At 71.6% G+C, this 15,515-nt stretch carries 11 protein-coding genes and 1 pseudogene; 10 read left to right on the top strand and 2 right to left on the bottom strand.

All coding sequences use genetic code 11. The features are described 5' to 3' along the window. Positions 1–290 (bottom strand): protein kinase domain-containing protein (locus ACI379_RS04295; protein WP_439790829.1); only part of this gene is annotated, 290 nt, incomplete at its 3' end. Continuing rightward, the gene (locus tag ACI379_RS04290) at positions 287–1,711 is read right to left on the bottom strand and encodes an FHA domain-containing protein (RefSeq protein WP_439790828.1); all 1,425 of its coding nucleotides are present in this window, start codon (positions 1,709–1,711) and stop codon (positions 287–289) included. The genes ACI379_RS04290 and ACI379_RS04295, both read right to left, overlap by 4 nt. A 242-nt stretch (positions 1,712–1,953) precedes the next feature. Between ACI379_RS04290 and ACI379_RS04285 the strand changes: the two genes are divergently transcribed. From ACI379_RS04285 to ACI379_RS04240, 10 genes and pseudogenes are all read left to right on the top strand, one after another. Beyond that, the gene (locus tag ACI379_RS04285; RefSeq protein WP_439790827.1) at positions 1,954–8,109 is read left to right on the top strand and encodes an Ig-like domain-containing protein; all 6,156 of its coding nucleotides are present in this window, start codon (positions 1,954–1,956) and stop codon (positions 8,107–8,109) included. Positions 8,110–8,161: 52 nt separating this feature from the next. Then, entirely contained in the window at positions 8,162–9,133 is a 972-nt protein-coding gene (locus tag ACI379_RS04280) for an AAA family ATPase (protein WP_439790825.1), read from the top strand. 7 nt (positions 9,134–9,140) lie between these two features. Then, positions 9,141–10,319, top strand: coding sequence for a DUF58 domain-containing protein (locus ACI379_RS04275; RefSeq protein ID WP_439790824.1), 1,179 nt, complete (start codon positions 9,141–9,143; stop codon positions 10,317–10,319). Then, positions 10,316–12,718: a DUF3488 and transglutaminase-like domain-containing protein gene (locus ACI379_RS04270; protein ID WP_439790823.1), complete on the top strand. Its 2,403-nt coding sequence runs from the start codon at positions 10,316–10,318 to the stop codon at positions 12,716–12,718. Before ACI379_RS04275 ends, ACI379_RS04270 begins: the two co-directional genes overlap by 4 nt. A gap of 209 nt (positions 12,719–12,927) precedes the next feature. Then, positions 12,928–13,149 (top strand): translation initiation factor IF-1, encoded by a 222-nt coding sequence (gene infA, locus ACI379_RS04265; RefSeq protein WP_036490070.1) that lies wholly within the window; start codon positions 12,928–12,930, stop codon positions 13,147–13,149. 64 nt (positions 13,150–13,213) lie between these two features. Then, complete coding sequence (gene rpmJ / locus ACI379_RS04260; RefSeq protein WP_004008316.1) at positions 13,214–13,327, top strand: 50S ribosomal protein L36; 114 nt, start codon at positions 13,214–13,216, stop codon at positions 13,325–13,327. A 278-nt stretch (positions 13,328–13,605) separates the two neighbouring features. Then, positions 13,606–13,977 carry a 30S ribosomal protein S13 gene (rpsM, locus tag ACI379_RS04255; RefSeq protein WP_439790822.1) on the top strand — a complete coding sequence of 124 codons (372 nt, stop codon included), beginning with the start codon at positions 13,606–13,608 and terminating at the stop codon, positions 13,975–13,977. Positions 13,978–14,050: 73 nt separating this feature from the next. Further along, entirely contained in the window at positions 14,051–14,446 is a 396-nt protein-coding gene (gene rpsK, locus ACI379_RS04250; protein ID WP_056887144.1) for a 30S ribosomal protein S11, read from the top strand. 48 nt (positions 14,447–14,494) lie between these two features. Further along, complete coding sequence (gene rpsD, locus ACI379_RS04245) at positions 14,495–15,103, top strand: 30S ribosomal protein S4 (protein WP_439790821.1); 609 nt, start codon at positions 14,495–14,497, stop codon at positions 15,101–15,103. Between the two features lie 112 nt (positions 15,104–15,215). Further along, a pseudogene (locus ACI379_RS04240) lies at positions 15,216–15,515 on the top strand (DNA-directed RNA polymerase subunit alpha); the annotation flags it as partial.

The following is a 15,515-nucleotide window of genomic DNA, read 5'->3' as shown; positions in this document are numbered from 1 at the left end:
AGGTCCGGCGGCGGGCAGTAGCGCATGACCAGGTACGGGCGGCCCCCGTCCTGGGTCATGCCGGCCGTGATCACCGAGACGATGTACGGGTGGTCCGCGAGCCGCGCCATCGCGTTGGCCTCGGCGGTGAACAGCTGCTTCTCGCGCTCGGTCAGGGGTACGTCGGGGCGCACCACCTTGATCGCGACCCGCTGGCGCGGCCACTGCTGCTCGTACAGGAAGACGTCCGCGAACCCGCCCGAGCCGAGGTGCTCGACGAAGGTGAAGCCGGGGATCACCGGGGCGCTCACTGGGGAACCACTCCTGTCTCGAATCGGACCGCGTACACGTCGGCGAGGTCCAGGACGGTTCCGGGCTCGAGGAGGTACGCCTCGCCAGCCCGCATCGGGACGGGCGGGCGACCCGGCGCGGTGAGGGTGCTGCCGCCGCGCGACCCGAGGTCGCGGGCGACGACGTCCCAGCCGTGGAGCTCGATCTGCAGGTGCATGCGCGAGACGAAGGCGTGGGTGGAGGGCAGGTGCACCAGGTGCGGCCAGTCGGGGCTGCCCGGGACGGGGGAGGGGCGCCGGCCGATCACGACCCCGCGGTCCAGGGGCACGACCTCGCCGGTGGGCAGTCGCAGGCCGCCCAGCACTGGCCGCTGCACCAGTTGCGGCTCCTGGGGCGCGAGCCTCTGCCCGCAGACCCGGCAGGTCGGCTGGGCGGGCGAGGTTGCGTGGCCCAGCGGGCACGCCACGGCGTACACGGTGGGGGCCTCCTGCGCGACGAGGTGGGAGGGGCGGTGCACGGTCGAGCCGTCGTGGTCGTCCCACTCCGTCCCGCCGGCGGCCGGCGGGGCGGTCGGCGGGGCGTCCGCCGGCGAGGCTGTTGCGGGGACGGTCGTCGGCGGCAGGGCGGGGTCGGGCCCGGGGACGTCCGTCTGGGCGTGCAGCCGCGCGAGGCGCTGGCTCGTGGTCTCGGGGGCGGGCGCGTCCAGCGGTCCGACGCCGGCGGGCGCGAGGTCCTCGGTAACGGCGGAAGCGACGACGGCCTCCACCTGAGCCGGGACGTCCTCCTCCGGAACGTCGGTCGGGGGAGCCTGACTGTCCAGCGCCTCCCAGGCCCCCGTGTCGCCGGCGGGGCCGAGGTCGGTGTCCGGGTCGTACGTCGACCCCGGCGCCGCCTCGGCGGCCAGCGAGGCGGCCACGGGGAAGCTGTCCAGCCCCAGCACCTCGCGGCGCGGGCGCGGGGGAGGCGGTCCGTCGGGTCCCTTGGCGGCCAGGATGGCGGCCGGGATCCCGTCGATGAGCGAGGCCGGCTCGGCCGCCACGCGGTCGTCGCGGGTGAGGGGCGCGACGCGGGCCGCGGAGGCGCCGGCGATGCCGCCCAGGAGCGGGCGCAGCCCGGCCAGGACGGGCATGGTGGTGCCGCCGTCCAGGGTGAGCACGAACGTCGCCCCGTCGAGGTGCACGCGGCCGGAGCCGCGGGTCAGCGGGGCGGACGGGCGGTCCAGGTCGACCATCGCGATGCCGGGGACGGCGCCGGGGTACGCGGCGGCGGCCGCCTCGAGGACGCGTACGGCCGCCTCGGTGCCGCCCTGGCTCACGAGGGACCAGATCTCCTCGACGACCCGCTCGTCGTCGGGATCGGCCAGCAGGACCCACAGGGCTCCCTTGCCGATGAGCAGACCAGACCCCGTCGCGTACCGCGTCTCCACGCTCGGTGCGTCCACGCTCCGTCCCCCTTTCGTCACGCTCGTGCACGATTCTGGCCCACAAAGCCCACGGACGCCGATACCGTCCGAGGATCGTGGGTCCTCGGCCCGCGACGACCCGCACCTGTGTCGGCTGGCGGTCGTCAGGTTGGCACACTCTTGTCCGGGTACATACTCTGCCCGAAGGGACGCGGGCCGGGACGTGTCGCGAGGGGGCTAGCAAGCAGATGTCACGCTGGGATTTCGTCAAGAGGCACAAGGTGTCGATCGCGTCGGGGACGACGCTGGTCGTGGCGACCTCGCTGCTCGTCAGCTTCGCCGTCTCCGCCGACGGCTACCGCAAGCACGACGCCGAGCTCAACGACGGCGGCGTGTGGGTCGTCAACGGCGAGCTGGGCATGCACGGGCGCATCAACAAGCCGATCAATCAGCTCGACGGTGTCGTGCCCGACGCCCGCGACGACCTCGAGCTCGACGTGGTGCAGGACGGGGCCGCCGTCGTCGCCGTCAACAGGGACGCCGCGAGCATCCAGTCCGTCGACCCCTCCCAGCTGGTGATGTCCGCCGACGGCGGCGTGGCCTCCCTGCCCGCCTCCGGCGACCTGCAGATGCTCGGCGGCACGCTCGCCAGCCTCGACGCACGCACCGGCGCCGTGTGGGTGAGTGACGTCGACCCGGTCGTGGGCATCCCCTCGGTCTCCGCGGTCGACAAGGCGGGCGAGCCCGCGTTCACCGTCGGCGCCCAGGCGTCGCTGGCCGTCTCCGCCGCCGGCACCGTCGTGGCAGTCTCGGCGGAGAAGTCGCGGATCACCCTGCTGCCCGGTGCGGGTGCCGCCCAGGAGGACCGGTCGCTGTCCTCCGACGCAGGCAGCCCGACGGCCGTGACCACGGTGGGGGAGCAGGTCGTCACCCTGGACGCCGGCACCGGCCAGCTCGCCGTCCTCGACGGCCCCCACTCCACGGTCCCCGCCGGTGCGGTGCTCCAGCAGCCCGGACCCTCCGCGGACGCGGTCCTGCTCGCCACGGCCGACTCGCTGCTCGAGGTCGACCTGGAGAGCGGTGAGTCCCGCACCGTGGCCTCCGGCGTCTCCGGGCGTCCCGTCGAGCCCGTGCGGCTGGGAGCGTGCTCGTACGGCGCCTGGGGCGGCGGCACCGTCACCTCGGCCGTCCGGTGCGGCGACGGCGAGGCGTCGGTCAAGCAGCTCACGGGCGGCGCGACGTCGCTGGCCTTCCGCGTGAACCGCACCCAGATCGTCCTCAACGACGCCCTCAGCGGCGCGGTGTGGGACCTCGACCTCGACACGCCCCTCACGATCGCCAACTGGGACGACTTCACCTCGAACCGCAAGAAGAAGAACGAGGACGAGAAGGACGACGACAAGCAGCAGGGCGACCGCCGTCCGCCCAAGGCGGAGCCGGACACCTACGGCGTGCGCCCGGGCGCGACGACGGTGCTGCACCCCCTCGACAACGACTCGGCCCCCGACGGTCGCCTGCTGAGCATCGTGGGCGTCGACGCTCCCGGCGGTGACGCGGAGGTCACGATCAGCCCCGACGGGCAGACGCTCCAGCTGAGCGCCCCGAGCACGCTGGCCAGCACCTCGTTCAAGTACCACATCAACGACGGCCGCAAGATCCAGGCGAGCGCCACCGTGACGGTGCACTCGCGGACCGCGGGCCAGGACGAGTCGCCGACCCTGCGCAAGGGCCACACCGACCGCACCTGGCAGGTGGCTGCCGGCGGCACCGTCGCCGTCCCCGTCCTCAGCGACTGGCGCGACGACGCCGACGGCGACGCCCTGGTGCTGGAGCAGGCCACCACCGACGCCGAGGGACCCGGTTCCTCCGCCCGTACCACCGCCGACGGACGCGTGCGCTTCACGGCGCCGGCCAACGGGTCCGGAGTGGTCACGGCGACCTACTCCGTGGGCGACGGCCGTGGCGCCCCCGTGGAGCACGACCTCTCCTTCCAGGTCATGCCGGCCGAGGGCGGCGAGGCGGTGGCCGCCACGGCCGAGCCCGACGTGATCCGCGGCCAGGCGGGCCGCCCGATCGTGATCCGACCGCTGGCCAACGACCTGCCGGGCGCCGACCCGTCCACCCAGGCCCCCGAGCTCGCCCTGGGCGGTGAGCTCCCGGAGCAGGACGGTCTGCGGATCGCCACCGACGTCGTCGAGGGCGAGGTGACCGTGGTGGCCGACGAGCCGGGCGTGTACCTGCTCGACTACGACGTCGCGTACGGCAACGCCCCGCTGGGCAAGGGCAAGATCCGCGTCGACGTGCTGGCGGCCCCCAAGTCGCCGCAGGCGCCCGTGGTGATGTCCGACTCGATCACGCTGTACGGCCAGGCTCCGGCCGCGGTCGACCTGCTCGCCAACGACGTCGACCCCAACGGTGGCCTGCTGGTGGTGCAGCAGGTCCGCGGCCGGGGTGAGCACCAGATGGAGCTCGCGATCGTCGACGGCAGGTGGCTGCGCGTCTCCACCCAGGCGCCGGTCTTCGCGCCCAACCCGCAGGTGGTCGAGTACACCGTCAGCAACGGCGTGCAGAGCGCCGTCGGCGAGGTCGTGGTCAGCCACCGGCCGACGCCGGAGGAGAACGCGCCGGTCACCACCCCTGACCAGGTGACAGTGCGCGCGGGCTCGGCGGTCACCATCGCGCCGCTCGACAACGACCTGTCGCCCTCCGGCGACCGGCTCACCCTCGTCGACGACGAGTCCGGTGTGGCCGGCGAGCTGACCGTGACCGGCGAGGAGGCGGGGGTGGACACCGGCAAGGCGTTCCTGGCCGGCCGCACCGTCCGCTACGTCGCGCCCGAGCTGACCGAGGGACGCACCTTCACGATCGAGTACGTCGCGGCGAACACGCGCGAGGAGACGGACCTGGGCACCATCCGGGTCAACGTGAAGCCGCAGTCCGACATGAACCAGCCGCCCACACCGCCCACCGTGGAGGGGCGCGCGGTGGCCAACGACGTGATCACGCTGCGCCTGCCCGGGGCCGGCCTCGACCCGGACGGCGACCCGGTCACCCTGACCGGGATCACCTCGGCCCCCCGCCTGGGCCGGGTCCTGTCGTTCACCGCCTCCACGCTGGAGTACCAGGCGTACCCGGACTCCGCCGGCACGGACGAGTTCACCTACACCGTCACCGACACCCACGGCGCGGTCGGCACCGGCACCATGCGCGTCGCCGTGGTGCCCGCGGTGGCGCCGCAGCCCCCGCTGGCGGTCGACGACGTGCTGACGGTCGCCCCGGGGCGTACGGCCACCTTCGACCCGATGGCCAACGACCACCTCGCCCCCGGCGAGGAGCCCACCATCTCGCTGGTCGAGGAGGCCGACGGCGTCACCCTCGACGAGGAGACCGGCCTGATCCAGGTCGAGGCGCCCGACACCGTCTCCGCGCCGGTCCACGTCGTCTACGCGCTCTCCAACGGCCTCCACGAGTCGCGCGCCACCCTGACCCTGCACACCGCCAAGGGTGTCGAGCTCGCTCCGGTCGTCTACGACGCGTACGGCTCGAGCGACGACAGCGACTCCGCCGAGGCCGACGTGCTGCTGGGCGCGTACGACCCCGACGGGGACTGGAGCAAGATCAGGCTGGTCGAGACGTACGCCCCGGCCGACCTCGTCACCACGCGCGGGAGCACCGTGCGCGTGGTGCGCGGCCCCGAGCCGCGGGTGGTCCCGTTCCGTGTCGAGGACGAGGACGGCGCGGCCGCCCTCGCCTCGCTGTACGTGCCCGCGACCGGCACCGGTGTCCCGTACGTCAAGCCCGACGCGCTGGTCGAGATCGACCGCGACGGCACCACCAAGGTCTCGCTCGACGACGTCGTGGCGGCGCCCGGTGAGGGCGACCTGCGGATGACGCGTCCGCGCGGGGTGAGCGGCTCCCCGGGTGACGTGAGCGTGGCCTGGGAGGACGAGAACACCTTCACCGTCACCGCGGCGCACGGCTACCGCGGCCCGGCGGCGGCGATGGTCGAGGTCACCACGGCCACCGCGGCCAACGGCGACGAGGACCCCTCCGACCCCACCGACGGCGCGACGGCCCTGCTGTCGGTGCCCGTCCAGGTCGGCAGCGACACCCCCGAGATCACCTGCCCCACCGAACCCATCGAGCTCTCGGCCGGGCAGCAGCTCGACCTCGACCTCCGGGCCGTGTGCACCGTGTGGACGCTGGACTCGCGCGACCTCGACACCCTGACGTACTCGGCCGAGTGGGACGCCACCCACTCCGACGTCACGCTCGAGGGCGTCAACGGCCCCGTCGTCTCCCTGGGCGTCTCGCCCTCGGCGTCCACGGCCGGCACGGCGACGCTCAAGGTCCGCGCCGGCGACTCCAACACCGCCACGCTGACCTTCCGGCTCGCGGCCGCCCCGGCGCCGCGCATGCAGCAGGTGCCGCTCCAGGAGGTCGAGGGTGAGGAGTCCAAGACGCTCGACCTCGCCAACTACGTCGTCCCGGGCGTCTCGAACCCCTCGATCAACGTGGTCTCGGTCAAGCAGCTCTCCGGGCCGCAGGTGCAGGCGCGCGCCGAGGGTTCGCGCGTGGTCTTCACCGGCCGCAACGACGGCCACGGCCGGTCCCGCTTCGCCGTGGTCGTCAGCGACCTGGCCGGCAGCACGGCTCCGGCCCGCACCGTCCAGGGCACGGTCGAGGTGAGCGTCGCCGGCACGCCCGGCAAGCAGCCGCCGCCGGAGCCGTGGTTCCACCACACCTCGCCCAACGTGCTCAACGTCGACCTCTTCGCGCCGTCCGACGACGGTGGCGCGGGCAAGATCTGGTACGAGATCCGCGACGAGAAGTCCAAGCAGATCCAGCGCTGCGCGAGCCTCTCGTGCACCTGGAAGGGCGCGATCCCGGACAAGAAGTACACCTTCACCTCCCGTGCGGTGAACCGCGTCGGCCCCGGCGAGTGGAGCGACCGGTCGCTGGAGGGGTTCGTGGAGAGCCGTCTGCCCGCGGTCCGCAACGCCAGGATCAAGGGCGCCGGCGACCGGTACGTCGACCTCACCTGGACCCGACCGGACACCACGTACAAGGTGCTGCGCTACAAGGTCAACGACCGCACGTTCACCGTGCAGTCCGGCGACACGATGACCGTACGGATGGACGGGCTGGTCAACGGCAAGTCGTACGACTTCCGGATCGTCCCGGTCGGGGAGCTGGGCGACGGCGCCTCGGCCACGGTCTCCGACGGCGTGCCGTACGGCACGCCCGACGTCCCGGGTGGTCTCAAGGTGACGGCGGCCTCGGGCTCCTCCGACACCGCGGTGGTCGGCATCTCCTGGCAGCGCTCCGGCGCGAACGGGATGGGTCCGGTGCGCTACACGGTCGAGGTCTCGCGCCCCGGGACGTCGGGGTACACCCAGGTGTGCTCGACCACGAACACGGCCTGCCAGGACCCCGCCATCGCGCTCGACGGTCGCCACCACCGCTACCGGGTGCGTGCGACGAACCTGCGCGCTCCCGGGGTCGACGGCGAGTCGTCGTCGTGGTCCTCGCCGGTCGACTTCGAGGCAGTCGGCTCCCCGGCGCCCTGGAACGAGCAGCTCTGGTCCGTCGAGGCGACCGGCACCTCCCAGGAGGCGCGGCTGTCGTACGACGTGCCGTCCTCGCGGGGCACCGAGTCCCGCGTGTACGCCTACGTCGCCGGTCAGCGGTACCGGATCAACGGCGGGACGGGCACCGTGACCGACACGATCAGGGTGCCGGACAACGCGCGCGACTACATGGTCAAGCTCGAGGTGTGCAACGAGCACGACCGCTGCCAGCCGTCCCAGGAGAAGCCGGTGGGCACGTACGGCCGTCTGGGCGACTCCATCAAGTCGGTCTCCTCGAGTGCGGACGGGCAGACCATCACGTGGACGATCGTCGTCGACGGGAACGGTCGTCCGGCGACCCTCACCTACTCGACGGACGACGGCGGACTCCAGGGCACGAAGCCGGTGCCGCGTTCCGAGGACACGCTCACCGTCACCTACGCCGCGGGGGCCTGGCGCAAGGAGGTCCGGCTCAACTTCTCGGTCTCCGACGGGCTGAACCGCGGGTCCGAGTCCGACTCCGACCGGGAGACGACCGACGCGCCGCCGCCGCCCACGGTCGGCATCAGCAAGGGTGCTGCCTGCAACGACGACGGCGACCCCAAGTGCCGCATCCAGGGGGGTTACTCCTCCTGGAACGACTGCACCGCCGCGAACTGTGCACGCGTGGCGCTCACCGTCTCCGGCGTCCAGGAGAACATGACCTGCACGATCAGCTCCCGTCACTACACGGAGTGGTGGGACGTCACGCCGGCGGACCAGAACCCCCGCGCCTCGTACTACTACTACGGCGGCAACAACCCGGGGCGGGTCACCTTCAAGTGCGGTGACTCCGAGACCGTCGGCATCGACTGGCCCAGTCCCTGACCCTGACCCCGTCCCACGACCCTTCGTCCCACGACCTCCGAGGAGCCGTTCCATGACCATCAGCCGCGAACAGGCCGAGTGGTTCCAGCAGACCTTCGACCAGCTCACCGACAACATGGAGAAGGCCGTGCTCGGCAAGCGCCACGTGGTGCGCCTGGCGCTGACCTGCCTGCTGTCCGAGGGCCACGTGCTGCTGGAGGACTACCCGGGCACGGGCAAGACGATGCTGGCCCGGGCGCTGGCCAACACGGTGCAGGGCTCGCACGCGCGGATCCAGTTCACGCCCGACCTGCTGCCCTCCGACGTCACCGGCGTGACGGTGTACGACCAGCACAAGGGCACCTTCGAGTTCCACCCCGGCCCGATCTTCCACAGCATCGTGCTGGCCGACGAGATCAACCGCGCGTCTCCCAAGACCCAGTCGGCGCTGCTGGAGGTCATGGAGGAGGGGCGCGTCACCGTCGACGGCGTGGCGCACCCGGTGGGCAAGCCGTTCCTGGTGATCGCCACCCAGAACCCGATCGAGCAGGCCGGCACGTACCGGTTGCCGGAGGCGCAGCTCGACCGGTTCCTGATGAAGACGTCGATGGGCTACCCGGACCGCCAGGCCACGGTCGCGCTGCTCAACAACGCGGCCGTGCGAGACCGGGCCTCGCTGGTCACCCCGGTCATCACCGCGGCCACGATCGCGCAGATGAGCGCCTTGGCGGACGAGGTGTACGTCGACCCCGCGGTCATCGGGTATGTCGCGGAGCTGGCCGAGGAGTCGCGCCGTCAGCCGCACGTCAAGCTCGGTCTGTCGCCGCGCGGCTGCCTGGCGTTCGTGCGGGTCGCCAAGACCTGGGCGGCCGCCGACGGCCGCGACCACGTCATCCCCGACGACATCAAGGACCTGGCCGACCCGGTGCTCTCGCACCGACTGCTGCTCGACGCGGAGGCGCAGTTCAGCGGCGTCACGGTGCAGACCGTCATCGGTCGTCTGCTCGACGCGGTCGCGCCGCCCACGGACCGCGTGGGGGCCTGAGAACTTGATGGAGCAGGTGAGGCGCGCCCTGGGCGTGGTCCGTCCTCTGGGGTGGGCCGTGCTCGCGGTCGGGGTCGGTGCCGCGTACGTGGCGGCCCTGGCCAACTGGCGCGAGATGGTGGTGCTGGCGGTGGCCTGCGCGCTGCTGCTGCTGATGGCTGCGCCCTTCCTGCTCGGACGTACCGACGTCGAGGTCGACCTCCGCCTGGAGCCCGACCGGGTCAGTGCGGGGGAGTCGGTGGCGGCCGGCGTCGTGGTGCGCAACACCGCTAGCTCGCGTCTGCTCCCCACGACCCTGGAGGTCGCGGTCGGTTCCTCTGTGCACCGCTACGGCGTGGGTGCGCTGCCCCCGGGCGGCACCCACGAGGAGACGTTCACCATCCGTACGGAGCGGCGCGGCGCGATCGAGGTGGGCCCCGCGCTGACCCGTCGCGGCGACGCACTCGGCCTGTTCTCGCGGGACGTGGTCTGGACGCCCATGCGCGAGGTGCTGGTCCGCCCGCCGATGACCTCCCTGGACGCGCTCGGCGCGGGGCTGCTGCGCGACCTCGAGGGTGTGTCGACCGACGCGGTCTCCCAGAGCGACCTCGCCTTCCACGCCCTGCGCGAGTACGTCCCCGGCGACGACCTGCGCCACATCCACTGGCGCTCCTCGGCCAAGGCCATGGCGGCCTCGGGCGAGTCCAACCTGCTGGTGCGCCAGTACCTCGACACCCGCCGCTCGCACGCCGTCGTGGTGGTCGACGACCGCGAGGCCGTCTGGGGAGACCTCGACGACTTCGAGACCGCGATGTCGGCCTCCGCCTCGCTCGTGGTCCGGGCGGTGCTCGACGAGTTCGAGGTGACGTTCGTGTGCGGCCAGCAGTCCTCCACCGGCGGGGACGGGCACCTCGCGCTCGACGCCGTGTGCCGGGCCGACGTGGGTGAGGTCGGCATGGTCGACGCTGCCCGCCGGGCCGCATCGATCGCCTCCGGCGCGTCGCTCGTCTTCCTGCTCGGCGGCGCCAGCACCGAGTTCAACGACGTGCTGCGGTCCGCGGCCGCGTTCGGGCCCGAGGTCAAGCGGGTCGGGATCCTCATCGACCCCACCCAGCGCAGCCGCGTCACCGAGACCGGCGGCGTCGCTGTGCTGCACCTCGAGGACATCGCCGACCTCGCGGGCCTGCTGCAGTGGAGCGTGCGATGAGCCGTACGTCCACGCGCACCCGGGTGCGCCCGCACCTGCTCGCCCCGCAGCGCAACACGCTCGTCGACCTGGCGTTCGTGCTGCTGCTGGGCACGGTCGCGATCAGCGGTCTGGGTGCCTCGTTCAGCGGTCAGGGCTACCTCGTGGTGGGCGTGGTCGGGCTGGCGGTGGCCGCCGCGGTGGTGCACCTGTGCCGGGCGGTCGGATGGCCGCTGGTCGCGCCCGCCGTCCTGCTCCTGGCGTTCTTCTTCCTCGCCGGTGGTCCGCTGACCCTGCGCTCGCTGGGCAACACGGCCTTCCTGCCCACGTCCGGGACCGTGCGGTCGCTGGCCGAGCAGGCGATCTTCGGGTGGAAGGACTTCCTGACCACCCTGCCCCCGGTCGACGGCGACGGGCCGCTGCTGGTGCTGCCGCTGCTGCTGGGTCTCGTCGGCGGCATGCTCGGCACGGCCGCGGCACTGGCCAGGGTGCGGCGCCCCGCGCTGTCGGTGGCCCTGCCGGTGGTGGCGATGACCGTGCTCATGGTCGGCGTGATCCTGCTCGGCGTACGGCACCCGTCGTCGCTGCTGCTGCAGGGCGGGGCCTTCGCGGCCCTCTCGCTGGGGTGGCTGGCACTGCGCGCACGACGCTTCGGTGCGGTGGTGCACGGTGGCAGCCGCGGGTGGGGACGGCTCGCCGTCGGCACCGCCCTGGTGCTGGTGGCGGCCGGGCTCGCCCTGCCGGCCAGCGCCCTGTTCGGCGACGACGACGCCGACCGCGCGGTGGCCCGCAACTGGGTGGAGCCGCCGTTCGAGATCGGCCGGTACCCGTCCCCGTTGGCCGGCTTCCGCCGCTACGTGGACCTGAAGGGCCAGGAGCGTGCGGACAACGTCCACGACGAGGTGCTCTTCACCGTCGACGGGGCGCCGGCCGGCACACGGTTCCGCTTCGCCGCGATGGACCAGTACGACGGGATGGTGTGGGGTGCCTCCGACGACCCGCTGCCCGGCGAGGGAGGGGACTCCTTCCAGCGGGTCTCCTCGACGATCGACAACCCCGCCGAGGGCGAGGAGATCTCCGCGACGGTGACCGTGGGGGAGGGCTACCACGGCGTGTGGCTGCCCACCGCCGGGTCGTTGCAGTCGATGGAGTTCCGCTTCGGCGACCCGGCCAGCAAGCGGGACTCCTTCCGGTACAACCTGGCCACCTCGACCGCGGTGGTTCCCAGCGGGATCAACCCGGGCGACACGTACTCCTTCACCGCCGTCCAGCCGGACGACACCCTCGAGGCGTCGATGGTCTCCGGGCTGGGGGCCAGCGACCCGCAGGGCACCTCGTTCCTCGACGCCCCCGTGGCGCAGTGGACCGAGGGGGCGACCACCGACGTCCAGCGGCTGCTGGCCGCGGCCAAGCACCTGCGGACCGAGGGCAAGTACTCCGACGGCGTCGTGAAGGCCGAGCGGCACTACCACGCCGGGCACGGCCTGTACCGGCTCGACCAGGAGTTCGTCGGCCAGAAGACGATGGTCGGCAACGACGAGCAGTACGCCGCGGTGATGGCCCTGCTCGCGCAGAAGCTGGGCATCCCGGCGCGCGTCGTCATGGGCGCCGTGCTCCCCGAGGGGGGCGAGGTGCGGGGCAAGGACGTCCAGGCGTGGATCGAGGTGCGCGCCGCGGACGGCACGTGGAAGACGCTCCCGACCGAGGAGTTCATGTCGGACGAGCCCCCGACCCAGCAGACCCCGGAGACCGAGGAGCCGATGAGCGGCACCGTGGTCCCGCCGCCGAACCCGATCCCGCCGCCGTCGGACCTGGGCGACCTCACCGACGCCGAGCTCAAGCAGCGCCGCCTCGACGAGACCGACGAGGACGAGGACGGTGCCGGCTTCACGCTGCCCGCCTGGGTGGGCACGGTCGCGAAGGTCGTCGGCATCCCGGTGGGTCTGATCCTGCTGGTGGTGGGGTCGATCCTGGGCCTCAAGCTCCTGCGCCGTCGTCGGCGCCGCTCCGCCCGGACCGCGTCGGGACGCTTCGTGGGGGCGTGGAGCGAGCTCGTCGACCACGCCCGCGACCTGGGCCACCCGGTCCCGCTGGGCGCCACCGTCACCCGGCGCGAGCAGGCGCGCGGCATCGGCGCCGGCGACGCCCTGGCCCTGGCCCGGCACGCGGACAGCTCGGTCTTCGGCCGTACGGCACCCGAGGTGGCCTCGGCCACCGAGTACTGGACCCGGATCGACGCCACCCGGCGCGAGATGTCGCAGACCGTGCCGTGGCACCGCCGGGCACTGGCCGCGCTCAACCTGACCACGCTGCGCCCCGGACGTCGTACGGGGCCCAGCGCCCCGGACGGGGCAGCGCCGGGGCGGCTCGCCCGTCTGGCCGCCACGGCCGCGGGAGTGCGTGGGGGCCGGCGTCGGTGATTCGTCTTTGTCGTGGTACTGCGACTAGACTGACGCGTCGGCCCAACGTGGGCTGGTTTCGTGCTGCCTCTCGGCTGACCGGTCGGACTCGTCCGCCTCGGGAAGCGGGTGGTGCGGGACTGTCGCACGAGGTCCACCACGCCGGAGCGATCCGGCGCGGGCGGTTCCCGGGCCAACGGTAGACATCAGATCAACAGATTGTGGAGGACATGCCGAAGAAAGAAGGCGTGATCGAGATCGAGGGCACCGTCGTGGAGGCCCTGCCCAACGCCATGTTCCGGGTCGAGCTGACCAACGGACACAAGGTGCTCGCCCACATCAGCGGGAAGATGCGCCAGCACTACATCCGGATCCTCCCCGAGGACCGCGTGGTGGTGGAGCTCTCCCCGTACGACCTCACCCGAGGTCGGATCGTCTACCGCTACAAGTGAGCCGGTCGGAGCGCTCCGGTGCTCCGCCCTGCCTTCGCCAGCCGAGAGCAAGGAATGCGTTGACATGAAGGTCAACCCCAGCGTCAAGCCGATCTGCGACAAGTGCAAGGTCATTCGTCGTCACGGCCGCGTCATGGTCATCTGCGAGAACCCGCGCCACAAGCAGCGCCAGGGCTGAGGAGTGAGCCGAAGTGAGGACGACGAAGGAGTCCTCGCGGAGGTGAGCACCGCAGGCACTGGTGAAGCACGAAACAGCCAGGGCTGATTCCTTCGGGGATCGGGGTCGCGCTCGTCGAGGCCCCCGCAGCACCGCACAACTGAACACCTCTACAACGTGATCGCTCGACTTCCCCCGCGGGAGTTGCACCACCTCCGGAGCAGTGGCCGGAGCCCGTCCATGAGTACGGGACGCGACACGACCGACACCACTGTGAGTACCAGTTAGGAAATCACCACATGGCACGCCTCGTTGGTGTTGACCTCCCGCGCGACAAGCGCATCGAGGTCGCTCTCACCTACATCTACGGCATCGGCCGTACCCGCGCCAAGCAGCTGCTCGCCGCCACCGGCGTCGACCCGAACGCTCGGGTCCACACGCTCGGTGACGAGGAGCTGGTCAAGCTTCGTGACGAGATCGACGCGAACTTCAAGACCGAGGGTGACCTCCGTCGTGAGGTCCAGGCGGACATCCGTCGCAAGATCGAGATCGGCAGCTACCAGGGTCGCCGCCACCGCATGGGCCTCCCGGTCCGCGGTCAGCGCACCAAGACCAACGCTCGTACCCGCAAGGGCCCGAAGCGCACCGTCGCCGGCAAGAAGAAGAAGTGACGCCTGCACCCCCGGTGCAGCGCTGAACGCCTTCCCGAAGCTTTTAGACCAGAACCTCAACAGGAGTTACTGAATGCCTCCCAAGAGCCGCGCGACCAAGGTCCGCCGCAAGGAGAAGAAGAACGTCGCCCAGGGCGAAGCCCACATCAAGAGCACGTTCAACAACACGATCGTCACGATCACCGACCCCACCGGTGCGGTGATCTCCTGGGCCTCTGCCGGCACCGTCGGCTTCAAGGGTTCCCGGAAGTCCACGCCGTTCGCCGCCCAGATGGCCGCCGAGGCCGCTGGTCGTCGTGCGATGGAGCACGGCATGAAGAAGATCGACGTCTTCGTCAAGGGTCCGGGTTCGGGCCGCGAGACCGCGATCCGTTCCCTGGGTGCGATCGGCCTCGAGGTCGGCACCATCCAGGACGTCACGCCCACGCCCCACAACGGCTGCCGCCCGCCCAAGCGTCGTCGCGTCTGAGCCCTCGCGGCACAGACCTTCACGAGACTTCCAAGGAGACTTTGAACAATGGCCCGTTACACCGGCCCCATGACTCGCAAGTCGCGCCGTCTCGGTGTCGACCTCGTCGGCGGTGACTCGGCTTTCGAGCGCCGTCCGTACGCTCCCGGCCAGCACGGCCGTGCGCGCATCAAGGAGAGCGAGTACCGCTCGCAGCTGCAGGAGAAGCAGAAGGCCCGCTTCACCTACGGCGTGATGGAGAAGCAGTTCGTCCGCTACTACAAGGAAGCCAGCCGTCGCCAGGGCAAGACCGGTGACAACCTGCTGCAGCTCCTCGAGTGCCGCCTCGACAACGTGGTCTACCGTGCCGGCTTCGCCCGCACGCGCCGCCACGCCCGCCAGCTCGTGGTCCACGGCCACTTCCTGGTCAACGGCAAGAAGGTCGACATCCCGTCCTTCCAGGTGACCGAGCACGACATCATCGACGTGCGCGAGAAGTCGCTGGAGATGACCCCGTTCATCGTGGCTCGCGAGACCCACGGCGAGCGCGTCGTCCCGGCCTGGCTGGAGGTGCTGCCCTCGCGCATGCGCATCCTGGTCCACCAGCGCCCCGAGCGTGCGCAGATCGACCTGCCGATCACCGAGCAGCTCATCGTCGAGTTCTACTCGAAGAAGTGACCTCATGCTGGTGGCCCGGGGTCGTTGACCCCGGGCCGCCAGCCCCCTCTTCCTCAATCCCGCCCAGTTCGGGTCCATCAAATGGTGGTTGGCCCCGGAAAGGAAAGAATCAGTGCTTATCGCTCAGCGCCCGACTCTCACGGAAGAGACTGTCGACGAGTTCCGCTCCCGGTTCGTGATCGAGCCGCTCGAGCCCGGCTTCGGCTACACGCTCGGCAACTCGCTCCGCCGTACCCTCCTCTCCTCGATCCCCGGTGCCTCGGTCACGAGCATCAAGATCGACTCGGTGCTGCACGAGTTCTCGACGATCGAGGGCGTGACCGAGGACGTCACCGAGGTCATCCTCAACCTCAAGGGTCTGGTCGTCTCCTCGGAGCACGACGAGCCCGTCACCATGTACCTGCGCAAGTCG

Source organism: Nocardioides sp., from assembly GCF_051876515.1.
Classification (GTDB): domain Bacteria; phylum Actinomycetota; class Actinomycetes; order Propionibacteriales; family Nocardioidaceae; genus Nocardioides.
The sequence above is the reverse complement of the archived record's forward strand: the minus strand, read 5'-3'. Positions and strand labels throughout refer to the sequence as shown.